This window comes from Pseudomonas sp. FG6 (genome assembly GCF_057809015.1).
In genome coordinates, this window is the sequence record NZ_JBMDJD010000022.1 from 19474 (window position 1) to 42074 (window position 22601).

The window sequence follows — 22601 nt, forward strand, 5'->3', positions numbered from 1 at the left end:
GGCATGCACGATAATCCGCCCGTGTCGGGAACACTATCGTCATTCGCCATGAAAATGACATCAACGAAGATCGGACACGCTTTCGCTGCTGACCCCGACATACCGCGCCCGACCAGCCCCGACACCGGCGGCGATCGCACCCAGGCCAATCAGGCCGAAGATCCACCCCAGGGCATTCCAACCGCCGGTCCAGTCATGCACCACACCCACCGCGAACGGCCCCAGTGACGCCAGCGTGTAACCAAAGCCCTGGGCCATGCTGGACAGGTTCGCGGCCACATGAGCATCCCGTGAGCGCAGCACGATCAGCGTCAACGCCAGGCTGAACGTCGCGCCCTGCCCCAGGCCCAACAGGATCGCCCAGCCCCACAAACCGTCGATGGGCCCATAGAGGCAGCCGAACAGCCCGCCCAGGGTCATGAGCATGACGATCACGATGGGCAGGCGCTGATCCCGGCCTCGCGTCGCCAGCCAAGGCGCCGCGAGGGAGCTGATCAACTGCACGATGACCGAGCCGGACAACACCAGCCCGGCCTCGGTCGGGGTCAGGCCACGGCCGATGAGGATCGACGGCAACCAGCCAAACACAATGTAGGCCAGGGACGATTGCAGCCCCATGTACAACGTCACCTGCCAGGCCAGTGGATCGCGCAGCAAACCGCGAACGCGATACGCCGCGCGATGGGCGCCGTGTTTGTGGCCGACCTGCGGCAGCCAGAACACCACCGCCAGCAGCGCCGGTACCGCCCAGAAACCCAGGCCCAGGGCCCAGCGGTGGCCAAGGTGCTCGCTCAGCGGCACCGTGGCCCCGGCCGCCATGGCCGCGCCCAGGCACAGCGCCATGGTGTAGACACCGGTCATGGCCCCCGCCTGCTTGGCGAAGTCGCGCTTGACGATGCCTGGCAACAGCACGCCAATCACGCCGATGCTCGCACCGGCCAGGACGCTGCCGGCAAACAGCCCGACCTGGCCGAACGCGCTGCGCAACACAATCCCACCCGCCAGCGTCAACAAGATCCCCAGCACGACGCGCTCGGCACCGAAACGCCGCGCCAGCACCGGCGCCAGCGGCGCGAACAAGCCCAGGCAGAGCACCGGCAACGTAGTCAGCAAACCGGCCTGGGCAGCCGACAAGCCGAGGCTTTGCGACACTTGCGTGAGCAGCGGCGCCATGCTCGACAACGCGGGGCGCAGGTTCAGCGCCACCAGGATCAGGCCAAGCAGCAACAGCCACGGGCGACGCACCAAGGGGTGGCTTTGCTGCACCTGTTCGTCGTCGGCTTCGGCGTCGATCAGTAATTCGTCGAGTTCAGCGGCACGTTCAGACGGAATGGCGGCACTGCGGTCAAGCGGATCGCGGGACATGGAAAGCTCTGGTTGAAGTTCATGGGCAGGCGAGGCAACAGCGCTGGCGCCTGCTGGAAAAGCTGATGCATGACGATGTCGTACCGATAATGGGACTTCGCCACAATTTCGCGTCGAAACGCGGGAAATAGCGGTGCTGAATTTTCTGACATGTTAGTCAGCTTCGTGTAGGACGACAACCGCCTACCGTCAATGGGGTAGCAAAGGAGCAATATTTTCGATTGGTCGAAACTACCCTTTTAGGGTAATTTCCAAAAATGGGATTCAAGCTTCATGGAGAAAAATACCCCCCACTACGACTTGGCGGCGATCAAGGAGGATGTCAGGAAACTTGGAAGGAAAGCTTTCACAAAGACCGCCGGACAAGCCGGCGCCGATCTCGGCTTTAGTACCCGAGAGATGCAAGAGGTCATTTTTAAATTGCAGAACACGATGTTGTACAAATCGATGACCACCTATGACGATCATCGAATCTGGCAAGACGTGTATCACACCAACTCGCAAGGTCTGGAGATCTACATCAAGGTGACCTACCGCCCTGCCGGCGGCCCACCGGTAATCTCCTTCAAGGAGCAAAACCCATGAAAACCCGGCAATGTTTCAATTGCGGAGCCCATGAGGGAATGAGGTATTTCGAGGGGCGCGGAGAAACAATAAGTGTCAAAGGCATGGAACGTCGCGTGGACGATCTTTCTGGCTGGGAATGCCAGCAATGCCATGAAGTCGAGTGGGACCCTGATACCGATAGTGCGGAACGTTATGGGGAGGCAAGTGACGCACTGGTCATCGCGGCCAGGCAGATGATCGGCACCGAGATGAAACGCATCCGGCGCAAATTGCACCTCACACAAAAAGAGGCGGTGCATCTGCTCTCCGGCGGTGGACACAATGCATTTTCACGCTACGAGCGCGGCGAGGTACTGCCGCCCAAGGCATTGATGCTGCTGATGCGCCTGCTGGATCGCTACCCGCATTTGCTCGCCGATGCCAAAGCGCTGGGCGAAGGCGCGGATTTGAGAAGCGGATTCAAATACATCGAGCACAAGGAACACGAAGCCCTCGGGACGTCCTGAGCCCAAATTCCAAAAAACAAACCCGGCACAAGGCCGGGTTTGTTTTGCGAATCAACTCCGCATCAATGCAGGATCTGACTCAGGAACAGTCTGGTGCGGTCGTTCTGCGGGTTATCGAAGAAGTCGTTCGGTGCGGCTTGTTCGACGATTTCACCCTTGTCCATGAAGATCACGCGGTTGGCCACGGTACGGGCGAAGCCCATTTCGTGGGTCACGCACAGCATGGTCATGCCGTCTTCGGCCAGGCCGATCATGGTGTCGAGTACTTCCTTGACCATTTCCGGGTCGAGGGCCGAAGTCGGCTCGTCGAACAGCATGATCTTGGGCTTCATGCACAGGGCACGGGCGATGGCCACACGCTGTTGCTGGCCGCCGGAGAGCTGGCCCGGGTATTTATGCGCCTGCTCTGGAATGCGCACGCGCTCCAGGTAATGCATGGCGATTTCCTCGGCCTGGCGCTTGGGCATCTTGCGCACCCACATCGGCGCCAGCGTGCAGTTCTGCAGGATGGTCAGGTGCGGGAACAGGTTGAAGTGCTGGAACACCATGCCGACTTCACGGCGGATCGCTTCGATCTGCTTGAGGTCGTTGGTCAGTTCCACGCCATCGACCACGATGCGGCCCTGCTGGTGCTCTTCCAGACGGTTGAGGCAGCGAATGGTGGTGGACTTGCCAGAACCCGACGGGCCGCACAGGACGATACGCTCGCCCTGCGTCACGTTCAGGTTGATGTCTTTCAACACGTGGAACTGGCCGTACCACTTGTTCACGCCCTGCATCTGAATAATGCCTTCAGGGCTCACAGGCTTTTTGATTGCTTCACTCATGAGTCAACTCCTAACGCTTGTGGCCTGTGTCGAGCTTACGTTCCAGATGCATGGAATAGCGCGACATACCAAAACAGAAAATCCAGAACACCAGGGCGGCGAACACATAGCCTTCGGTGGCCATGCCCAGCCATTTAGGGTCGGCGGCAGCTTGTTTCACGCTGTTGAGCAGGTCGAACAGGCCGATGATGATCACCAGGCTGGTGTCCTTGAACAACGCAATGAACGTGTTGACGATACCCGGGATCACCAGCTTCAGGGCTTGTGGCAGGATCACCAGGCCCATGCTGCGCCAGTAGCCCAAGCCCATCGCCGCGGCCGCTTCGTATTGCCCCTTGGGAATCGCTTGCAGACCGCCACGCACCACCTCGGCCACATAGGCCGACTGGAACAGGATCACACCGATCAGCGCCCGCAGCAGCTTGTCGAAGTTCATGCCTTCAGGCAGGAACAGCGGCAGCATCACCGACGACATGAACAGCACCGTGATCAACGGCACGCCGCGCCAGAACTCGATGAACGTCACGCAGACCACACGGATCGCCGGCAGGTTCGAACGTCGGCCCAAGGCCAGCACGATACCCAGCGGCAACGCCCCGGCGATACCCACGGTAGCAATCACCAGGGTCAGCATCAGGCCGCCCCATTGACTGGTCGCCACGGCGTCCAGGCCGAACACGCCGCCATGCAGCAGGCACCAGGCAATGATCGGATACAGTACCAGGAAGCCCAGCCCGTAGATCGCCTTGCGCGGGAAGCGCGAGATGAACAGCGGCGCCACGCCGATCACGGCCAGCCACACGGTCAGGTCTACGCGCCAGCGCAGGTCCGTCGGGTAGTAGCCGTACATGAACTGGCCAAAACGTTGCTGGATGAACACCCAGCAGGCCCCTTCCTTGGTGCAGTCGGCGCGGGTAGTACCGACCCAGTTCGCATCCAGGATCGCCCAATGCAGCAGCGGTGGGATAATCAGGTAAATCAGGTAGAACGCAAACAGGGTCAGCAGCGTGTTGATCCAGCTGGAGAACATGTTGGCGCGCATCCACGCCACCACACCGATACTGCTGGACGGCGGTGGCATGTCGGGTTTGAAAGTATGAGTCGTCATGCGCGTTTCCTCACCGCTCGATCAGCGCAATGCGCTTGTTGTACCAGTTCATCAGCAACGAGATGCTGATACTGATCGCCAGGTACACACTCATGGTGATCGCAATCACCTCGATGGCCTGGCCGGTCTGGTTCAACACCGTACCGGCAAACAGGGAAACCATTTCCGGGTAGCCGATACCGGCGGCCAGGGAAGAGTTCTTTGCCAGGTTCAGGTATTGGCTGGTCAACGGCGGAATGATCACGCGCAGGGCTTGCGGGATGATCACCTTGCGCAGGGTCGGACCGTTGCGCAGCCCCAGGGAGCGCGCCGCTTCGGTCTGGCCGTGGCTGACCGACTTGATGCCCGAACGCACGATTTCAGCGATGAACGCCGCGGTGTACACGGTCAAGGCCAGGGTCAAGGCCAGCAGTTCCGGGATCAATACCCAGCCACCGACGAAGTTGAACCCCTTGAGTTCCGGCATTTCCCAATGCACCGGCGCCCCGAACAGCAACGCGCACACGGCAGGAATGACCAGGAGCAGCGCCAAGCCGACCCAGAATTTGTGGAACGGTTCGCCCGTTTCCTCGAAACGCTTGTTGGCCCAGCGCACCATCAGCATGATGGCTGCGATGGCCACCACGATGCTGACCATGAACGGCCAGAACCCGTCCGCCATCAGCGCGGCCGGCATGTTCAAGCCCCGGCTGCTGATAAAGAACGTGTCACCGATGTTATGACTGTTGCGCGGCCCCGGCATGCTCAGGAACACCGCGAAATACCAGAACAGGATTTGCAGCAACGGCGGGATGTTACGGAAGACCTCCACATAGACAGTGGCCAGCTTGGAGATGATCCAGTTCTGCGACAAGCGCGCCACGCCGATGATGAACCCGAGGATGGTCGCCAGGATCACACCGATGAACGTCACCAGCAGTGTGTTCAGCAAACCGATGACGAACACGCGGGCATAGCTGTCCGCTTCGGTGTAGTCGATCAGGTGCTGGGCAATGCCGAAACCGGCGCTGCGCTCCAGGAAGCCAAAACCGGAAGTAATGCCCCGGTGGGCCAGGTTGGTCTGGGTGTTGTCGAACAGGAACCAGCCCAAGGAAATAACCGCCACGACCGTGACGATCTGAAATACCCACGCACGCACTCGTGGATCGCTGAGGCTGAGCCTCTGCTTAGGTGCGCCGATTGAATTTTGCATGAAGTGCCCCGCAAAGAATGGAACAGAACATCACCCGGTGGAGGACCCACCGGGTGATAGAACCATCAGCGCACTGGTGGTGCGTATTGAATGCCGCCAGCGTTCCACAACGCGTTCAGGCCGCGATCGATTTCCAGCGGAGTGCCCTTGCCCAGGTTGCGTTCGAACATCTCGCCGTAGTTACCCACTTGCTTGACGATCTTCACGACCCAGTCTTTCGGCAGTTTCAGGTCCTTGCCGTATTCACCGTCGGCGCCCAGCATACGAGCCACGTCAGGGTTCTTGGTGGACTTGGCTTCGGCTTCGACGTTCTTCGAAGTGACGCCCGCTTCTTCGGCGTTGAGCAGGGCGTAGCCTGTCCAGCGCACGATGGCCAGCCACTCGTCGTCGCCGTTACGCACGACCGGGCCCAGTGGTTCCTTGGAGATGGTTTCCGGCAGGACCACATAGTCCTTCGGCGAAGCCAGCTTGCTGCGCTGGGCGAACAGCTGGGACTTGTCGGAGGTCAGCACGTCGCAACGACCGGATTCCAGCGACTTGGCGCTTTCGTCGGAGGTGTCGAAGGTGATCGGGGTGTACTTCAGGCCGTTGGCGCGGAAGTAGTCGGAAACGTTCAGCTCAGTGGTGGTACCGGCCTGGATGCAGATGGTCGCACCGTCCAGTTCCTTGGCGCTCTTGACGCCCAGCTTGTTGTTGGCCAGGAAGCCGATGCCGTCGTAGTAGGTGATGAAGCCCGGGAATTTCAGGCCCATGCCCGCGTCGCGGGAGCTGGTCATGGTGGAGTTGCGCGAAAGCACGTCGATTTCGCCCGATTGCAGCGCGGTGAAGCGCTCCTTGGCGTTCAACTGGCTGAACTTGACCTTGGTGGCGTCGCCGAATACCGCAGCGGCCACGGCACGGCAGAAGTCTGCGTCGATACCCACGATCTTGCCAGTCGAGTCAGGCACCGAGAAACCCGGCAGGCCATCACTCACACCGCATTGCACAAAGCCTTTCTTCTGTACGGCGTCCAGGGTGGCACCCGCCTGAGCGAACCCGCTGACACCGAGTACAGTTGCTGCAGTCACGACAGCCAGGGTGGATTTCAGTAACTTCATTCAAACCTCCAGTTTTGCTCTTGTTGTGTCGGAGCTTGAGTCCTATCGCACCCTTTTGGGGCATTGCCGACCCTTGTTGGCTTTTTTTAGGGTCAACCGACGTCTTGGACCTTCGCCATGAGTCAATTAATGAAGAAGCCCCCAGCGGCGGCCATCCTCATCTCTCACCAATCGGCCGAACGGGCTGTAGCCCTTCACGTTCGCGAAGCCCGTAGCGGCTATTGGCGAACATCCATCACCGGATTTCTGATATCCCATGCATCGCGTCGAACTGATAGTGTTACCGCGCAGCGCAAGAATCATCACTCGGTTATCCCATAGCAAAGCCCGTACCAGAGCGCTGCGCTTAGCCCCATGTGAAACACGTCAAGACAAAAACTTTCAATTTTGCGACATCTAATTAACTGAGGCACCGGGCACGCACTGAAATCACGCACTGATTGAGCGCGCCCGCACAGATTTGGAGCACAGCCATGACCGACCCCCTGATTCTCGAGCCCAGCGGCACTGCCGATGCCTGTGTTATCTGGCTCCACGGCCTGGGCGCCGATCGTTATGATTTCCTGCCGGTAGCCGAAATGCTCCAGCAAAGCCTGCTCACCACGCGTTTCGTTTTGCCCCAGGCGCCGACGCAACCGGTGACGATCAACGGTGGCTACGCCATGCCCAGCTGGTATGACATCCGCGCCCTGAGCCCGGCGCGCGCCATCGACGAACAACAACTCGAAGCCTCGGCCCAACGGGTCATCGCGTTGATCGAAACCCAGCGAGCCAGCGGAATAGACGCCTCGCGTATTTTCCTGGCCGGTTTCTCCCAAGGCGGTGCGGTGATCTACCATACGGCGTTCGTGAAGTGGCAAGGGCCACTGGGGGGCGTGGTTGCACTCTCTACTTATGCACCGACATTCAGCGAAGAACTGCAACTGTCGGCCAGCCAGCAACGCATTCCGGTCCTGGCACTGCACGGGCAATACGACGAAGTGGTCCTCAACCCCATGGGGCGGACCGCAAAAGAGTACTTAAAGCTACATGGTGTCACCGTGATATGGCAGGAATACCCAATGGGCCACGAAGTGTTACCCGAGGAGATTCGCGACATCGGCACCTGGTTGGCCGAACGGTTACGTTAAGCGCGCACCATTGATGAACACACTACGCCGCGCCCGTTTCTTGCATTACACTGGCCGGCGTACATTCCTTAACCAATCGATGAGATGACCGTGCTCAAAGCACTCAAGAAGATGTTCGGTAAAAGCGAGGCCGAGCAGCTCGCGCCTGACGCCAGCGCCACCGTCCAGGGCCCAGGCCACACCGATGCGCAGCAGCCACGCCGGTCTGCACCTGACGCAGACGCCAAGAAAGCGCCGCCTCCCCCAGCCGCCCCGTCGGTGACCACCCCGACGCCGGAAAAACCACGCAACGAAACGCCCAAGCCACGCCGCGAACGCGCACCGAAACCGCCGGTCGCTGCCTGGAAGCTCGAGGACTTCGTCGTAGAACCCCAGGAAGGCAAGACCCGCTTCCACGATTTCAAACTTGCCCCTGAGTTGATGCATGCCATCCAGGACCTGGGCTTCCCGTACTGCACGCCGATCCAGGCGCAGGTGCTGGGCTTCACCCTCGCCGGCAAGGACGCCATCGGGCGCGCCCAGACCGGCACCGGCAAGACTGCCGCGTTCCTGATCTCCATCATCACCCAGTTGCTGCAGACCCCGCCGCCCAAGGAACGCTACATGGGCGAGCCGCGTGCACTGATCATCGCGCCGACCCGCGAGCTGGTGGTGCAGATCGCCAAGGACGCCGCCGCCCTGACCAAGTACACCGGCCTGAACGTCATGACGTTCGTCGGCGGCATGGACTTCGATAAACAGCTCAAGCAACTCGAAGCCCGCCACTGCGACATCCTGGTGGCCACCCCCGGCCGTTTGCTGGACTTCAACCAGCGCGGCGACGTGCACCTGGACATGGTCGAAGTGATGGTGCTCGACGAAGCCGACCGCATGCTCGACATGGGCTTCATCCCGCAAGTGCGGCAGATCATTCGCCAGACCCCACCGAAAAGCGAACGCCAGACCCTGCTGTTCTCCGCCACGTTCACCGACGACGTCATGAACCTGGCCAAGCAATGGACCACGGACCCGGCCATCGTCGAGATCGAAGCCGAGAACGTCGCCAACGAGAACGTCGAACAGCACATCTATGCCGTGGCCAGCGCCGACAAGTACAAGCTGTTGTACAACCTGGTCAACGACAACGGCTGGGAACGGGTGATGGTCTTCGCCAACCGCAAGGATGAAGTGCGGCGCATCGAAGAACGCCTGGTACGCGACGGCGTCAACGCCGCCCAACTCTCGGGCGACGTGCCACAGCACAAACGCATCAAGACGCTGGAAGGTTTTCGCGAAGGCAAGATCCGCGTGCTGGTCGCCACCGACGTGGCCGGGCGCGGCATCCACATCGACGGCATCAGCCATGTGATCAACTTCACCCTGCCGGAAGTCCCGGACGACTACGTACACCGCATCGGACGGACAGGTCGTGCAGGGGCCGAGGGCGTGTCCATCAGTTTTGCCGGGGAAGATGATTCGTATCAGCTTCCATCCATCGAAGCACTGCTGGGACGCAAGATCAGTTGCGAGATGCCTCCGACGCATTTGTTGCGGGCGGTTGAACGCAAGCGGCATTGATCGCTACCCCCAAACCAGAAAAAGCGCAGCCGTAACGGGCTGCGCTTTTTTTTGCCCGGAATATTGCCTGCAGAAACAAAAAGTCCATAATGGACAAATAAGTTTACAAAACAGCATTCCGGAGTCCCCATGTCCAGCACGCCTTATGTCATGACCCAAGCCCAGGCCCGAGAACTGCTCGGACAAATCGATGTGCCACATATCCTGCGCAAGTTGTTTCGCGATCTGGCGGCCGGGCAAGCGGTGCAGCCGCCCCAGCAATTGGTGGTGTTTCCCCAGGGCGCCGGGGACTTCATCAATTACCTGGGCGTGTTGGTGCAAGACCAGGTCTACGGGGTCAAGACCTCGCCCTACATCGTCCGGGAGCAAGGCCCGCTGGTCACCGCCTGGACCTTGCTGATGTCGATGCAGACGGGCCAGCCGTTGCTGCTGTGCGATGCCGCTGAACTGACCACCGCGCGCACCGCCGCAACCACCGCCGTCGCCGTCGATGCCCTGGCCCCGGTCCGGGCCCGGCGCCTGGCGGTCATCGGCAGCGGTGCCGTGGCCCGTGCGCATGTGCAGTACGTGAAAGGGTTGCGGGAGTGGGCGAGCATCAGTCTGTATTCGCCGAGCCTGTCGGGTAAGACGCCCCAGGAATTGGCCGCCCTCACGGCCCTGGATCCGCGCCTGCAAATCGCCGACAGCTTGGAAGCCGCCCTGCACGACGCCGATGTGGTGATGCTCTGCACCTCGTCCGCCCAAGCGGTGCTCGACCCGCAGACCTTGGGTAAGCCAGCGTTGATCACCTCCATCAGCACCAACGCGCCACGCGCCCACGAAGTACCGCCGCACAGCCTCAACGACATGGACGTGTTCTGCGACTATCGTCAGACCACACCGGGCTCGGCCGGCGAAATGCTGATCGCGGCCGAGCAACATGGCTGGGAGGCGTCACGCATCGTCGGCGACTTGCCCGACCTGCTCAGCGAACGGGTGGCGCGCCCGAGCTATCAACGCCACGCATTCTTCCGTTCCATCGGCCTGGGGCTGGAGGATGTGGCGTTGGCGAATGCGCTTTATCGGTTGAACAACTAACCCCCATTTCCCCTTGTGGGAGCGAGCCTGCTCGCGATGGCGGTATATCAGACACTTATTTTTATCTGACCCACTGCCATCGCGAGCAGGCTCGCTCCCACAGGTTTTCTTTCAAACTCCCCGGCACCGTGCAAGGCAGGAGCGTTTCATGACCTCAGCAGATTTCATCATCATCGGCGGCGGCATTGCCGGTGCCTCCACCGGCTACTGGCTGGCGCCCCACGGCCGGGTCATTGTGCTGGAGCGCGAATCCCACCCGGCCTACCACTCCACCGGACGCTCGGCGGCGTTGTACACCGCCGCCTACGGCACCCCGCAGGTGCGGGCGCTGACCCAGGCCAGTCGCGACTTTTTCGACGCACCACCGGCCGGTTTCTGCGAACACCCGCTGCTGACCCCTCGGGGTGAAATGACTGTGGATTTCACTGGCGATCCGACCGAGTTGAACAACCAGTACCGCAGCGCCAAGGCCACGGTGCCGCAAATGCAACTGCTCAGCGCCGACGAAGCCTGTGTGCGGCTGCCGATCCTGCGACGGGACAAAGTCCACGGCGCGATCTACGACCCTACGGCCTGCGACATCGACACCGACGCCTTGCACCAGGGCTATCTGCGCGGCATTCGTCGCAGCGGCGGCGAAGTGCACACCGACAGCGAAGTGATGAGCATCAGCCGCGACGACCAGGGGTTGTGGCACGTGAAGACGGCAACCCAAACGTTCACGGCGGCGGTTCTGATCAACGCTGCCGGCGCCTGGGCCGACCAGGTGGCCGACATGGCCGGCGCTCGGAAGCTGGGCCTGCAACCCAAGCGCCGCGCCGCGTTCATTTTCGCCGGTCCCGAGGGTGTGGACATCCACGGCTGGCCGATGCTGGTGAGCCTGGACGAATCGTTCTACATGAAGCCCGATGCCGGCATGTTCCTCGGTTCGCCGGCCAACGCCGACCCGGTGGAGCCCCACGACGTACAGCCGGAAGAACTGGACATCGCCATGGGCATCTATCAGATCGAGGAAGCCACCACCCTGACCATCCGCCGCCCCACCCGCACCTGGGCCGGGTTGCGCAGCTTCGTGCACGACGGTGATCTGCTGTCCGGTTTCGATCCGCAGGTGCCCGGCCTGTTCTGGGTCGCGGCCCAGGGCGGCTACGGCATCCAGACCTCACCGGCCATGGGCCAGGCCAGTGCGGCCCTGGTGCGTGGCGAGCCGTTGCCTGAAGCACTGACACGTTTCGGCCTGAGCAGCGCCATGCTGTCACCCAAGCGCCTGGGGTGAACCCGATCGAGGTGACGCATCGCCACGATTGCGGCACACTCCCCCGCGCCCCTGCTTCACGGGGCGCTGACGCTGCCTGGAGCCCTGTCATGAATGCCCCGCTAGCCGATCCGGCACTGGAAAATTTCCGCGTCATCGCCGACGCCATCGCCACGTTGTTCTATCCCCATGCCGAAGTGGTGCTGCACGACCTGCGCACACAGAAAGTCGACTACATCGCCAACAACCTGTCCAAGCGCGAAATTGGCGACGACTCGTCCCTGGAAGACATGCTCAGCGAAGAGGTCAGCGAACGGAACATCGGACCGTACGAAAAGTTGAACTGGGACGGGCAGAAGATTCGCAGCCTCAGCAGCGTACTGCGCAATGCCGAGGGTCAGCCCCTGGCGGTGCTGTGCATCAACCTGAACATCTCGCTGTTCGAGAACGCCAAGGCCGCGCTGGATTTGTTCCTTTCACCGAACAAATTGATCCCCCAGCCGGATTCACTGTTTCGCGATGACTGGCAGGAGCGCATCAACACCTTCCTGCACGCCTGGATGCGCGAACGCCAACTGAGCCTGAACCTGCTGACCCGCGACCACAAGCGCGAGCTGGTCCTGGCGCTGCATGCCGAAGGTGCATTCAAGGGCAAGAGCGCGTCCAACTATGTGGCCAATGTGCTGAACATGGGGCGGGCGACGGTGTACAAGCACCTGAAGGAGTTGAAGGGCTGAGGTCTTGTATTGCCTTCGCTGACGCCATCGCGAGCAGGCTCGCTCCCACATTTGGATCTCATTGCACGCAGACATTGTGTGCGACGTGAATAACCCTGTGAGAGCGAGCCTGCTCCGGGCGGCGATCCGACGATAGCTATTGATCAGTCGCCGTAGATATCCGACTTGAAATACTTGGCCTCGATCTTCTGATACTCCCCGTTGGCCCGGATCCCTTCGATGGCCTTGTTCAAATCCGCCACCAGTTGGGCATTGCCCTTGCGCACTGCGATCCCGGCGCCCTCGCCGACGTATTTCGGATCCTTGAGCTCAGGCCCGACGAACGCATACCCCTTGCCACGCGGCATCGACAGGAAGTCATCCAGCGGGATGGTGTCGGCGAAGATCGCGTCCAGGCGACCGGACGCCAGGTCCATGTAGATCTCTTCGTTGTTGCTGTAGCGCTTGATCACCACACCCTTGGGTTCGAGGACTTCCGTGGCGTAGCGATCAGTGGTGGTGGCACGCTGGACCCCCACGGTCTTGCCTTTGAGGCTGGCGTACTGGTCATCGACCACGGCGCCTTCCTTCATCACCAGGCGCGACGAGGTGAAGTAGTACTTGTGGGTAAAATCCACCGACTTCTTGCGCTCTTCGGTGATGGTCATGGACGACAGCGCCAGGTCGATCTTCTTCACCTTCAGCGAGGGGATCAACCCGTCGAATTCACCCTCGATCCACTCACACTTGGCCTGCATCTGAGCGCACAAGGCGTTGCCGATGTCGTAGTCGAACCCCACGATCTTGCCCTCGGAGTTCTTCGAAGCAAACGGTGGATAAGCCGCCTCGATGCCGATGCGCAGAGTCTTCTCGGCGGCGAACAGGCTGCTGGACGCCAACAGGCTCAAGGCAAGGCCGGTGATGAGGGGAAATTTCTTCATGATCGTTCTCTCGCGGGTTGTTGTTGGTTTGGCAGAGAAAAAGGCAGGCGAAGCGATGTTATGTACTTATAAATCCATACTGGACTTTAATGTACATACCGTCAATTGAAGAAATGATGAAAGGCTGATGGCCTCATCGCGAGCAGGCTCGCTCCCACAGGAGTTCTGTGTTGGACACAAATGATGTGTACAACGAAGATCCATTGTGGGAGCGAGCCTGCTCGCGATGACGGTCTGACAAGCAAAGGAAATCTGTAGGTATTTACTGCTTCCAGCGCTCCGCCGCCGCGTGATCACTGTCACGCCCTTCGACCCAGCGTGGGCCGTCGACGGTGTTTTCCTTTTTCCAGAACGGTGCGCGGGTCTTGAGGTAGTCCATGACAAAGGCGCAGGCGTCGAATGCCGCCTGGCGGTGGGCGCTGGCAGCGGCCACGAAGACAATCGGTTCGCCCGGCTCCAGGGCGCCGATGCGGTGCAACACTTCCAGCTTGAGCAACGGCCAGCGCTGCTCCGCCTCGACGGCGATCTTGCCCAAGGCCTTTTCGGTCATGCCCGGGTAATGCTCCAGGAACATCCCGGACACATCCTGGCCATCGTTGAAGTCACGCACGTAGCCGACAAAACTCACCACCGCCCCCACGCCGACATTCGCGGCGTGCATCGCGTTGACTTCGCTTCCCGGATCGAACGGCTCGGCCTGCACACGAATCGCCATGGGTCAGCCTCCGGTCACGGTGGGGAAAAAAGCGACTTCGTCACCGTCCTCCAAGGGCTCATCGAGCTGGCAGAGGTCTTCGTTACGGGCGCACATCAGGTTCTGCTCGTTGAGCACGTCGAACCCTTCGCGCGCGGCCAGCAACGCCCGCACATCGTCCACCGTGGAAAAATCGCCTTCGAGCCTTTGCGAATCCAGGCCCAAGGTCTCGCGATAGCGGGCAAAGAACTTCACATTGATTTTCATGACGCGTCCGCCTGGAAATGGCCACTCTTGCCGCCGAGTTTCTCCAGCACCCGCACACCCTCGACGATCATGCCCCGGTCCACGGCCTTGCACATGTCATAAATGGTCAGCGCGGCGACGCTGGCAGCGGTGAGCGCTTCCATCTCCACCCCGGTCTGCCCCGACAGTTTGCAACAGGCAACGATCCGCACCCGGTCCTCGCCTGCGGCAGTGAGCTCGACCTTGACGCTGGTGAGCATCAGGGGATGGCAGAGCGGAATCAGATCGCTGGTCTTCTTGGCGGCCTGGATGCCGGCAATGCGCGCAACGGCAAACACATCCCCCTTGGGATGGCCACCACTGACGATCATCTGCAGCGTTTCGGGCAGCATGCGCACAAAGGCTTCGGCCGTGGCTTCGCGGAACGTCATGGCCTTGTCGGTCACGTCGACCATGTTGGCGCGACCTTGGGAATCGAGATGGGTCAGCACGGGGTAACTCCTGATCGGGGAGTGTCGATTGTAAACCCGTGAGTCAGATTCCGGCAGGGCTGATTGTCGCACCTGGGGTGGCCTGCGATTTTCCAAACACTACACATCCCTTGCGGGAGGTTGAATGTCAGCCAAAAAAAACCGGGCGACCACAGAGTCGCCCGGCTCGGCTGGAGTTACAGATGAGACTCGGCGTATTCGGCGAGGATCGAGCGCGGTACGCCTTGCAGGGTGATGTGGACCCCGTTGGGGAAGTCCTTGAAGCGTTCGGTCAGGTAGGTCAGCCCGGAACTGGTCGCGGACAGGTAAGGGGTGTCGATCTGTGCCAGGTTACCCAGGCACACCACTTTGGAACCGGCACCGGCACGGGTGATGATGGTTTTCATCTGGTGCGGGGTGAGGTTCTGGCATTCGTCGATCAGGATCAGGCTTTGCTGGAAGCTGCGGCCTCGGATGTAGTTGAGGGATTTGAACTGCAACGGCACTTTGCTGAGGATGTAGTCGACGCTGCCATGGGTGCTTTCGTCATCCATGTGCAAGGCTTCGAGGTTGTCGGTGATAGCCCCCAGCCACGGCTCCATTTTTTCTGCTTCGGTGCCGGGCAAGAAGCCGATTTCCTGGTCCAGGCCCTGCACGCTGCGGGTCGCGATGATCCGCCGGTAGCGCTTGCTGACCATCGTCTGTTCGATGGCGGCGGCCAGGGCCAGGATGGTCTTGCCGGAACCGGCGGCGCCGGACAGGTTGACCAGGTGGATATCCGGATCGAGCAAGGCGAACAGCGCCAGGCTCTGGTAGATGTCGCGTGGCTTGAGGCCCCAGGCTTCCTGATGCAGCAAAGGTTCCTGGTGCAGGTCGAGGATCAGCAGCCGATCATCCTCGATCTCCTTGATCCAGCCGACGAATCCTTGTTCGTCAATGATGAATTCGTTGATGTGCACCGCCGGCAGGTTGTCGATCAACTGCACCTGGTGCCAGGTGCGGCCGTGGTCCTGGCGGGTCTCGACCTTGCTCACGCGGTCCCAGAAGGAGCCGGTCATGGTGTGGTAGCCGTTGGGCAGCAGCGACACGTCGTCGACCAGTTGGTCGGTGCTGTAGTCCTCCGCCGCAATGCCGCAGGCACGGGCCTTGAGGCGCATGTTGATGTCTTTGGTCACCAGCACCACGGCCTGGTCCTTGGTGCGCGCGTGCAGGTCGATCAACTGATTGATGATGATGTTGTCGTTCAGGTGTTCCGGCAGCACCAGGTTGGGCTCGGTGCGCTTGCTCATCAGGATCGAGAGCAGGCCCTTGGGACCGCTTTTGCCACGCTGGATCGGTACACCGAGCTCAACGTCCTCGGGGGAGGCATCGCCCAGGGTCTTGTCGATCAGACGGATGGCCTGGCGACATTCGGCCGCAACGCTGTGATGCCCGCTCTTGAGCTTGTCCAGCTCTTCGAGCACGGTCATGGGAATGGCAACGTGGTGTTCTTCGAAATTCAGCAGCGCGTTTGGATCGTGGATCAATACGTTGGTATCGAGTACATAGAGGATTGGCTGGTTGGAGGAAGGGCTACGTCCGTGGTCATCCATACTCGGTCACCTTTGTGGGGGCCATTCGACGCAATACCATGACAGTGCTGCGCCTCGAGGTAGCCACCGAATTCACCCGCGAGGTTTTCAGGTGAACTGCACACAATCTGGGTCTTTGAAGACGCCACCTGTGTTGCAGGTTTCGGCGGTCTGACTTCTTGATACTCCAAAAACCATGACAGGAAAAAGTACTTTGACGCTTTTTTGAAGTTTATTTTTCAGAGTGACGAATAACCCTTGGCGTAGCGCCGCTGCGCCGTTAAAGTCGGAAGTCCGGTCGTCATGAATGTGCCCCCGTTTTTCTCCCTTCCCCAGTGTTTCCGGGCCTTTCCCGGCATCAGCGAAACGCCTCCTGGCAATCCTCCCAACCGATCCCGCTTTGCGCTGTTTGCGCCATGAGCCAGGGCAACGCCGTTTTCACTGCATCCTGCTTGGCGTTGAAGTTGATCACTCCGTGACGCCACAACAGCATCAAGGTCAGCGCACGCTGGGCACTCTGCTCGGGCTTGAGGCGACCGTTGTCCTGCGGGTCGATGTCCCACAACGCCACTTGCAGTCCCTGGTTGCGGAAAAACGCCCCGGCATCGCCCCGACGCTGGCCCTGGGGTGGGCGAAACAGCGGCACGTAGTTCTCCGGCAGCTTGCCCTTGACCAGGTCGACACTGCGTCGCACCGAGTATTGCCAGTCTTGCCAGTAGCTGTGGGAGCGGAACTCCCAGCCTTGCACGCCCACGCATTGCCCTGAATACAGCGCCTGGAGGTTGTTGACCGAGCGATCCGCCAGCCGTGCCTGGATCTCCTTGCCCAGCACAAAAAAAGTGCCGCTGATGTTCGACTTGCGCAGGTAGTCGGCCAGCCACGGGGTATTGTCCGGCACGACGTTGGCGCCGCTGTCGAAGGTCAGCAGGAACAGCCGGTCGTGCATGCCGTCGCCATTGCGCTCGTAATCGCCGAAACGTTCGATCTCGCTGGTGGCCTGGGGAAACAGCGCGGCCTTGCGCAGCAGTTCGTCCCGGTACCGGGTATGGAAGCTTCGGCTCGGCTCGGCCCACTTGATGTAATAGGAGTTCTCATCGAGCTGGAACCTGCGCGCTTCTTCTCGCAGGGTCGCCATGTTCTCGACCAGGTAACAGAACGAAGCATCCTGGTCGCAAGTCTGCTGGGCGAAGTTGTAACCGGCGAGCAATCGCTGCCACAGCCGCGCACGAAGGGCCTGGACCGCGACCATATTGACCGAGCGCAGCCCCAGGTACTGCTTCAGGGCTATTTCATCCATGGCGTCGGTGTCCAGCAGGACGTTGGCGAACATCAGGATCTCGGCCCGCGACGCCACATCGAACAGCGTCGGGCTGGTGAGCTGTTCCGGCCAGGTGCTGCGGTCCAGGGTGGCGACGTCGTTGGGCGCGGCTACAGCGCCCAGGCTCAACAGCCAGGCCGATAACAAAAGGGCGATACGCAAAAGGGATGTCTCCATAACCAAACCCGCGCGGCATGATAGCTGATCCTGGCGTAATACCCTTGTGGTCTGAGGACTCTGTGGGAGCAAGGCTTGCCCGCGATAGCAGCGACGCGGTCCCTCAGAAATCGAGTGGCCGCAATCGCGAGCAAGCTTTGCTCCCACAGCTCCCTCGCCACATAAAACGCCTTGATGCTCGCCACCCATCACCTATCACCCCGATAGCTGGAGTCCACCCGGACAACCCCCTAGAATCGCCGCACCTTTAAAGGAGACGATTCGCATGCTGATGGTGATTTCCCCCGCCAAGACCCTCGATTACGAAACACCGCCGGCCACCGAGCGCTTTACCCAACCGCAGTACCTGGACCATTCCCAGGAACTGATCGAGCAACTGCGCGAACTCTCGCCGGCACAGATCAGCGAACTGATGCACGTCTCCGACAAGATCGGCGGCCTCAACGCCGCACGGTTCGGCAGTTGGACCCCGGCATTCACCCCGGCCAATGCCAAGCAGGCGCTGCTGGCCTTCAAGGGTGACGTCTACACCGGCCTGGATGCGCAAAGCTTCGGCGAAGCCGATTTCGACTACGCCCAACAACACCTGCGCATGCTCTCCGGTCTCTATGGCCTGCTGCGCCCGTTGGACCTGATGCAACCCTATCGCCTGGAGATGGGCACGAAACTGAGCAACGCCCGCGGCAAGGACCTCTACGCGTTCTGGGGCACGCACATCAGCGAATGGCTGAACGAGGCGCTGGCCGACCAGGGCGACGACGTCCTGCTGAACCTGGCATCCAATGAGTACTTCTCGGCCATCAAGCGCAGCGCATTGAAGGCGCGCATCATCGATACCGAGTTCAAGGACCTGAAGAACGGCCAGTACAAGATCATCAGTTTCTACGCCAAGAAAGCCCGCGGCCTGATGAGTCGCTTCGTGATTCAGGAGCGCATCGACGACCCCGCCCAGCTGAGACAATTCGACGTGCAGGGCTACCGCTTCAACGCCGAACAGTCGAGTCCGGACAAATTGGTTTTCCTGCGCGACCATGCTCCTGAATAAAGCACGGCCGTATATCGCCCCCTGATTGGGGGCTTCGATCAAACATGCGCTTGTCATCTTAGTTACCCGCACACTTCGTCATTTTCATGACGCCAATAAATCGCCTCCCTCCTCTACTAACTTTTCTTTCACTCGACACTCGTCAGTTTTTTGCGTAGTGGCACTAAAAATTTTCCCGGGTAGTGGCAAATAACCACCCACCCCTGCCAACTACCTATTAATAAAGGCCGAAACGGCAAGTGCCATCAATTTGAAAGCAGTGCCATCTTCCACAATATTTCGAAAAATTTCGAAAATCGCGATGAGCGGATCGGAACTATGTGAAATTGCACGGCTCATACCACCCGTAACGATTCTCGCCGAGCGTGTAAGAGATAACTTACAAAGGAAGTCGATCGGATTTAACCAAGTTGTCACGACAACTTAGTGAAACGGTCGTCCCACTGGATCCACCCTAAAGGACGGGAGATAACGCATCATTACTATCCCCAAAAAGGCCAAGGCTGCGCCCCTATCAAGTGCTCACCTGAGCACACAGGCTCCTGATTTTGTGGGCTTTTTGCCAGAGATCGGAAGTGAAAGACCTTTGCACGAGCGTTCCCGACAACGAGGACTGGCTGCATAACAGGGCAAGTCATAACAACTAGGCCGTTTGCGCACAACTTGAGTGCAATTATTTAGCCACTCGGAACTTTGTATGCCTGTACCCGGCATTGTTGCGCCTGCGCGCTGCACTTCCGAGTGCACTATGACCGCTGAAAAGACTATTAACTCCGGCCATTTGATGGCGTGAAAACAGAGGTAAATGCGATGCGCATTAGCATATTTGGTTTGGGTTACGTCGGTGCAGTATGTGCCGGTTGCCTGTCTGCACGGGGCCATGACGTAGTTGGCGTAGATGTCGCCAAAGACAAGATCGACATGATCAACGCTGGCAAATCGCCAATCGTTGAACCGGGCCTGGGCGAGCTGTTGGCACAAGGTATTGAAACCGGCCGACTGCGTGGCACCACCAACTTCGCCGAAGCGATTCGTGATACCGACCTGTCGATGATTTGTGTCGGTACACCCAGCAAAAAGAACGGCGACCTGGAACTGAACTACATCGAAGCGGTATGCCGCGAGATCGGTTTTGTCCTGCGCGACAAGACCACCCGCCACACCATCGTGGTTCGCAGCACCGTACTGCCAGGCACCGTGGCGAACGTGGTCATCCCGATCCTGGAAGACTGCTCCGGCAAGAAAGCCGGCGTCGACTTCGGTGTCGCGGTCAACCCTGAGTTCCTGCGCGAAAGCACCGCGATCAAGGACTACGACCAGCCGCCAATGACCGTTATCGGTGAGTTGGACAAAGCCTCCGGCGACGTCCTGCAATCGCTGTACGAAGAACTCGATGCGCCGATCATCCGCAAGGACATCGCCGTTGCCGAGATGATCAAGTACACCTGCAACGTCTGGCACGCCACCAAGGTGACCTTCGCCAACGAGATCGGCAACATCGCCAAGGCTGTCGGCGTCGACGGTCGTGAAGTGATGGACGTGGTCTGCCAGGACAAGACCCTGAACCTGTCGCAGTACTACATGCGCCCAGGCTTCGCCTTCGGCGGCTCGTGCCTGCCCAAGGACGTTCGCGCCCTGACCTACCGCGCCGGCTCCCTGGACGTGGAAGCGCCACTGCTCAACTCGCTGATGCGCAGTAACGAATCGCAAGTGCAGAACGCTTTCGACATCGTCTCCAGCCACGACAAGCGCAAGGTCGCCCTGCTGGGCCTGAGCTTCAAGGCCGGTACCGACGACCTGCGTGAAAGCCCGCTGGTGGAACTGGCGGAAATGCTGATCGGCAAGGGCTACGACCTGCGCATCTACGATCGCAACGTCGAATACGCCCGTGTCCACGGTGCGAACAAGGACTACATCGAGTCGAAGATTCCTCACGTCTCGTCCTTGCTCCACTCGGACTTCGACGCCGTGGTCGACAACGCCGACATCATCATCCTCGGTAACCGCGACGAGCAGTTCCGCGCACTGACCGAGAACGTACCGGAAGGCAAGCAGATCATCGACCTGGTCGGCTTCATGTCCAAGGCCACTTCCCCAAGCGGCCGGACCGAAGGCATCTGCTGGTAAAGCAGCCGCAAGCTTCAGGCACCAGGCCCGGGCGAATGCAGATTCGTCCGGGCTTGAAGCTTGGAGCTTGAAGCTTGCAACTGACTTTAGGGTACCGATTATGCACAGGCTAAAGCACGGCCTGCTTCAGGCCGCCGGTTGGCTGTTTTACTTGAGTTTACTGATGGGCCTCGCCTTGGCGCTGCCCGCGTCCACGTTCGACTCCGAATCCAAGGATTTCATCTTCCTGATCGGCGCCGTGGGCATTTGGCGTTATTCCATGGGCGCGACGCATTTCGTGCGTGGAATGATCTTCCTGTACATCGTCTACCCGCACCTGCGTCGCAAGATTCGCAAGATGGGCAAGGCGGCGGACCCGTCCCACGTATACCTGATGGTCACCAGCTTCCGGATCGACGCGCTGACCACCGCCCAGGTCTACGGCTCGGTGATTCGCGAGGCGATCGAATGCGGGCTGCCCACCACCGTGGTCTGCTCCATCGTGGAAATGTCCGACGAACTGCTGATCAAGAGCCTCTGGGCTCGCCAGAACCCGCCCGCGCGGGTCAAGCTGGACTTCGTGCGCATTCCGGGTACCGGCAAGCGTGACGGACTGGCATTCGGCTTCCGCGCCATCTCTCGCCACCTGCCGGACGACCGCGCCGTGGTGGCCGTGATCGATGGCGACACCGTGCTCGCCGAAGGCGTCGTGCGCAAGACCGTGCCGTGGTTCCACCTGTTCGGCAATGTCGGCGGCCTGACCACCAACGAGTTCTGCGAAGTGCGCGGCGGCTACATCATGAGCGAATGGCACAAGCTGCGCTTCGCCCAGCGTCACATCAACATGTGCTCCATGGCCCTGTCCAAGCGCGTGCTGACCATGACCGGGCGCATGTCGGTGTTCCGTGCCACCGTGGTGACCAATCCGGAGTTCATCGCCGACGTGGAAAGCGACTCGCTGCAACATTGGCGCCTGGGTCGCTTCAAGTTCCTGACCGGCGATGACAAATCGAGCTGGTTCAGCCTGATGCGCCTGGGCTACGACACGTTCTACGTGCCCGACGCGGCGATCCTGACGGTCGAACACCCGCCGGAAAAGAGCTTCATCAAGGCCAGTCGCAAGCTGATGTTCCGCTGGTACGGCAACAACCTGCGGCAGAACTCCCGGGCCCTCGGCCTGGGCCTGCGCCGCCTGGGCCTGTTTACCTCGGTGGTGCTGTTCGACCAGCGCGTGTCGATGTGGACCTCGCTGCTGGGCCTGACCGTGGCACTGATCGCCAGCTTCAAGTACGGCACCGCGTTCATCCTGGCGTACCTGCTGTGGATCGGCATCACCCGGTTCATCCTGACTTTGCTGCTGTCGTGCTCCGGACACCGGATCGGCCCTGCCTACCCGGCGATTCTCTATTACAACCAGATCGTCGGCGCCCTGGTGAAGATCTACGTGTTCTTCCGCCTCGACCAACAGTCCTGGACGCGCCAACCCACTTCTCTGTCTCGTGATCTCGCCAGCTTTCAACGTTGGTTCAACACTTGGTCGTCTCGGACCATGACCTTCTCCGCCGGCAGCATTTTTGTCGCTGTGCTGCTGACGATGGTCTGACCGGACTTGAATGAATTAACTAGGAAATCGCCC

Annotated in this window: 21 protein-coding genes; 10 read left to right on the top strand and 11 right to left on the bottom strand. The window is 60.2% G+C overall.

The features are described 5' to 3' along the window. Positions 1–60: 60 nt before the first annotated feature. Positions 61–1365, bottom strand: coding sequence for a CynX/NimT family MFS transporter (locus ACODSJ_RS15725; RefSeq protein ID WP_489102599.1), 1305 nt, complete (start codon positions 1363–1365; stop codon positions 61–63). A gap of 273 nt (positions 1366–1638) precedes the next feature. Here ACODSJ_RS15725 and ACODSJ_RS15730 point away from each other — a divergent pair, with 273 nt between their 5' ends. Beyond that, positions 1639–1950 carry a type II toxin-antitoxin system MqsR family toxin gene (locus ACODSJ_RS15730; RefSeq protein WP_489102600.1) on the top strand — a complete coding sequence of 104 codons (312 nt, stop codon included), beginning with the start codon at positions 1639–1641 and terminating at the stop codon, positions 1948–1950. After that, the gene (locus tag ACODSJ_RS15735; RefSeq protein WP_489102601.1) at positions 1947–2438 is read left to right on the top strand and encodes a type II toxin-antitoxin system MqsA family antitoxin; all 492 of its coding nucleotides are present in this window, start codon (positions 1947–1949) and stop codon (positions 2436–2438) included. Before ACODSJ_RS15730 ends, ACODSJ_RS15735 begins: the two co-directional genes overlap by 4 nt. 62 nt (positions 2439–2500) lie before the next feature. Here ACODSJ_RS15735 and ACODSJ_RS15740 read toward each other — a convergent pair whose 3' ends face one another. The 4 genes from ACODSJ_RS15740 to ACODSJ_RS15755 all read right to left on the bottom strand — a co-directional run bounded on the left by ACODSJ_RS15740 (position 2501) and on the right by ACODSJ_RS15755 (position 6662). Next, positions 2501–3265, bottom strand: a complete 765-nt coding sequence (locus tag ACODSJ_RS15740; protein WP_489102602.1) for an amino acid ABC transporter ATP-binding protein — start codon at positions 3263–3265, stop codon at positions 2501–2503. 10 nt (positions 3266–3275) lie between these two features. After that, positions 3276–4373: an amino acid ABC transporter permease gene (locus tag ACODSJ_RS15745; RefSeq protein ID WP_489102603.1), complete on the bottom strand. Its 1098-nt coding sequence runs from the start codon at positions 4371–4373 to the stop codon at positions 3276–3278. A gap of 10 nt (positions 4374–4383) precedes the next feature. Then, entirely contained in the window at positions 4384–5565 is a 1182-nt protein-coding gene (locus ACODSJ_RS15750; protein ID WP_489102604.1) for an amino acid ABC transporter permease, read from the bottom strand. A 65-nt stretch (positions 5566–5630) separates the two neighbouring features. Further along, positions 5631–6662 (bottom strand): amino acid ABC transporter substrate-binding protein, encoded by a 1032-nt coding sequence (locus ACODSJ_RS15755; RefSeq protein WP_489102605.1) that lies wholly within the window; start codon positions 6660–6662, stop codon positions 5631–5633. A 473-nt stretch (positions 6663–7135) separates the two neighbouring features. Here ACODSJ_RS15755 and ACODSJ_RS15760 point away from each other — a divergent pair, with 473 nt between their 5' ends. The 5 genes from ACODSJ_RS15760 to ACODSJ_RS15780 all read left to right on the top strand — a co-directional run bounded on the left by ACODSJ_RS15760 (position 7136) and on the right by ACODSJ_RS15780 (position 12418). Next, positions 7136–7792, top strand: a complete 657-nt coding sequence (locus tag ACODSJ_RS15760; RefSeq protein ID WP_489102606.1) for an alpha/beta hydrolase — start codon at positions 7136–7138, stop codon at positions 7790–7792. An 84-nt stretch (positions 7793–7876) separates the two neighbouring features. Further along, on the top strand, positions 7877–9349 hold the full coding sequence (rhlB, locus tag ACODSJ_RS15765) for an ATP-dependent RNA helicase RhlB (RefSeq protein ID WP_489102607.1): 1473 nt from the start codon (positions 7877–7879) through the stop codon (positions 9347–9349). A 129-nt stretch (positions 9350–9478) separates the two neighbouring features. Beyond that, on the top strand, positions 9479–10426 hold the full coding sequence (locus ACODSJ_RS15770; RefSeq protein WP_489102608.1) for an ornithine cyclodeaminase family protein: 948 nt from the start codon (positions 9479–9481) through the stop codon (positions 10424–10426). A 148-nt stretch (positions 10427–10574) separates the two neighbouring features. After that, entirely contained in the window at positions 10575–11702 is a 1128-nt protein-coding gene (locus tag ACODSJ_RS15775) for an NAD(P)/FAD-dependent oxidoreductase (protein ID WP_489102609.1), read from the top strand. Positions 11703–11791: 89 nt separating this feature from the next. Then, positions 11792–12418: a helix-turn-helix transcriptional regulator gene (locus tag ACODSJ_RS15780; protein WP_489102610.1), complete on the top strand. Its 627-nt coding sequence runs from the start codon at positions 11792–11794 to the stop codon at positions 12416–12418. 143 nt (positions 12419–12561) lie between these two features. On the opposite strand, the gene ACODSJ_RS15785 is transcribed toward ACODSJ_RS15780, so the two are convergent. The 6 genes from ACODSJ_RS15785 to ACODSJ_RS15810 all read right to left on the bottom strand — a co-directional run bounded on the left by ACODSJ_RS15785 (position 12562) and on the right by ACODSJ_RS15810 (position 17799). Further along, positions 12562–13338 carry an ABC transporter substrate-binding protein gene (locus ACODSJ_RS15785; RefSeq protein ID WP_489102611.1) on the bottom strand — a complete coding sequence of 259 codons (777 nt, stop codon included), beginning with the start codon at positions 13336–13338 and terminating at the stop codon, positions 12562–12564. Between the two features lie 262 nt (positions 13339–13600). Continuing rightward, positions 13601–14053, bottom strand: coding sequence for a molybdopterin synthase catalytic subunit MoaE (gene moaE / locus ACODSJ_RS15790; protein ID WP_489102612.1), 453 nt, complete (start codon positions 14051–14053; stop codon positions 13601–13603). A 3-nt stretch (positions 14054–14056) separates the two neighbouring features. Next, entirely contained in the window at positions 14057–14299 is a 243-nt protein-coding gene (locus ACODSJ_RS15795) for a MoaD/ThiS family protein (protein WP_489102613.1), read from the bottom strand. Next, positions 14296–14769 (bottom strand): cyclic pyranopterin monophosphate synthase MoaC, encoded by a 474-nt coding sequence (moaC, locus tag ACODSJ_RS15800; RefSeq protein WP_489102614.1) that lies wholly within the window; start codon positions 14767–14769, stop codon positions 14296–14298. Before moaC ends, ACODSJ_RS15795 begins: the two co-directional genes overlap by 4 nt. A gap of 176 nt (positions 14770–14945) precedes the next feature. Beyond that, positions 14946–16340, bottom strand: a complete 1395-nt coding sequence (locus tag ACODSJ_RS15805) for a PhoH family protein (RefSeq protein ID WP_489102615.1) — start codon at positions 16338–16340, stop codon at positions 14946–14948. Between the two features lie 337 nt (positions 16341–16677). Beyond that, entirely contained in the window at positions 16678–17799 is a 1122-nt protein-coding gene (locus ACODSJ_RS15810; RefSeq protein WP_489102616.1) for a polysaccharide deacetylase family protein, read from the bottom strand. Positions 17800–18079: 280 nt separating this feature from the next. Here ACODSJ_RS15810 and yaaA point away from each other — a divergent pair, with 280 nt between their 5' ends. The 3 genes from yaaA to alg8 all read left to right on the top strand — a co-directional run bounded on the left by yaaA (position 18080) and on the right by alg8 (position 22568). Next, the gene (gene yaaA / locus ACODSJ_RS15815) at positions 18080–18859 is read left to right on the top strand and encodes a peroxide stress protein YaaA (RefSeq protein ID WP_489102617.1); all 780 of its coding nucleotides are present in this window, start codon (positions 18080–18082) and stop codon (positions 18857–18859) included. Positions 18860–19669: 810 nt separating this feature from the next. Continuing rightward, positions 19670–20986 carry a nucleotide sugar dehydrogenase gene (locus tag ACODSJ_RS15820; RefSeq protein WP_489102618.1) on the top strand — a complete coding sequence of 439 codons (1317 nt, stop codon included), beginning with the start codon at positions 19670–19672 and terminating at the stop codon, positions 20984–20986. Between the two features lie 100 nt (positions 20987–21086). Beyond that, a complete protein-coding gene (gene alg8, locus ACODSJ_RS15825) occupies positions 21087–22568 on the top strand; it encodes a mannuronan synthase (protein ID WP_489102619.1) in 1482 nt (493 codons plus the stop codon). The last annotated feature ends 33 nt before the right edge of the window (positions 22569–22601 follow it).

What these genes read in the sequence shown, in the direction of transcription:
- ACODSJ_RS15725 (WP_489102599.1), bottom strand. Translation starts at nt 1,365, where the DNA reads ATGTCCCGCGATCCGCTTGACCGCAGTGCCGCCATTCCGTCTGAACGT.
- ACODSJ_RS15730 (WP_489102600.1), top strand. Translation starts at nt 1,639, where the DNA reads ATGGAGAAAAATACCCCCCACTACGACTTGGCGGCGATCAAGGAGGAT.
- ACODSJ_RS15735 (WP_489102601.1), top strand. Translation starts at nt 1,947, where the DNA reads ATGAAAACCCGGCAATGTTTCAATTGCGGAGCCCATGAGGGAATGAGG.
- ACODSJ_RS15740 (WP_489102602.1), bottom strand. Translation starts at nt 3,265, where the DNA reads ATGAGTGAAGCAATCAAAAAGCCTGTGAGCCCTGAAGGCATTATTCAG.
- ACODSJ_RS15745 (WP_489102603.1), bottom strand. Translation starts at nt 4,373, where the DNA reads ATGACGACTCATACTTTCAAACCCGACATGCCACCGCCGTCCAGCAGT.
- ACODSJ_RS15750 (WP_489102604.1), bottom strand. Translation starts at nt 5,565, where the DNA reads ATGCAAAATTCAATCGGCGCACCTAAGCAGAGGCTCAGCCTCAGCGAT.
- ACODSJ_RS15755 (WP_489102605.1), bottom strand. Translation starts at nt 6,662, where the DNA reads ATGAAGTTACTGAAATCCACCCTGGCTGTCGTGACTGCAGCAACTGTA.
- ACODSJ_RS15760 (WP_489102606.1), top strand. Translation starts at nt 7,136, where the DNA reads ATGACCGACCCCCTGATTCTCGAGCCCAGCGGCACTGCCGATGCCTGT.
- rhlB (WP_489102607.1), top strand. Translation starts at nt 7,877, where the DNA reads ATGACCGTGCTCAAAGCACTCAAGAAGATGTTCGGTAAAAGCGAGGCC.
- ACODSJ_RS15770 (WP_489102608.1), top strand. Translation starts at nt 9,479, where the DNA reads ATGTCCAGCACGCCTTATGTCATGACCCAAGCCCAGGCCCGAGAACTG.
- ACODSJ_RS15775 (WP_489102609.1), top strand. Translation starts at nt 10,575, where the DNA reads ATGACCTCAGCAGATTTCATCATCATCGGCGGCGGCATTGCCGGTGCC.
- ACODSJ_RS15780 (WP_489102610.1), top strand. Translation starts at nt 11,792, where the DNA reads ATGAATGCCCCGCTAGCCGATCCGGCACTGGAAAATTTCCGCGTCATC.
- ACODSJ_RS15785 (WP_489102611.1), bottom strand. Translation starts at nt 13,338, where the DNA reads ATGAAGAAATTTCCCCTCATCACCGGCCTTGCCTTGAGCCTGTTGGCG.
- moaE (WP_489102612.1), bottom strand. Translation starts at nt 14,053, where the DNA reads ATGGCGATTCGTGTGCAGGCCGAGCCGTTCGATCCGGGAAGCGAAGTC.
- ACODSJ_RS15795 (WP_489102613.1), bottom strand. Translation starts at nt 14,299, where the DNA reads ATGAAAATCAATGTGAAGTTCTTTGCCCGCTATCGCGAGACCTTGGGC.
- ACODSJ_RS15805 (WP_489102615.1), bottom strand. Translation starts at nt 16,340, where the DNA reads ATGGATGACCACGGACGTAGCCCTTCCTCCAACCAGCCAATCCTCTAT.
- yaaA (WP_489102617.1), top strand. Translation starts at nt 18,080, where the DNA reads ATGCTGATGGTGATTTCCCCCGCCAAGACCCTCGATTACGAAACACCG.
- ACODSJ_RS15820 (WP_489102618.1), top strand. Translation starts at nt 19,670, where the DNA reads ATGCGCATTAGCATATTTGGTTTGGGTTACGTCGGTGCAGTATGTGCC.
- alg8 (WP_489102619.1), top strand. Translation starts at nt 21,087, where the DNA reads ATGCACAGGCTAAAGCACGGCCTGCTTCAGGCCGCCGGTTGGCTGTTT.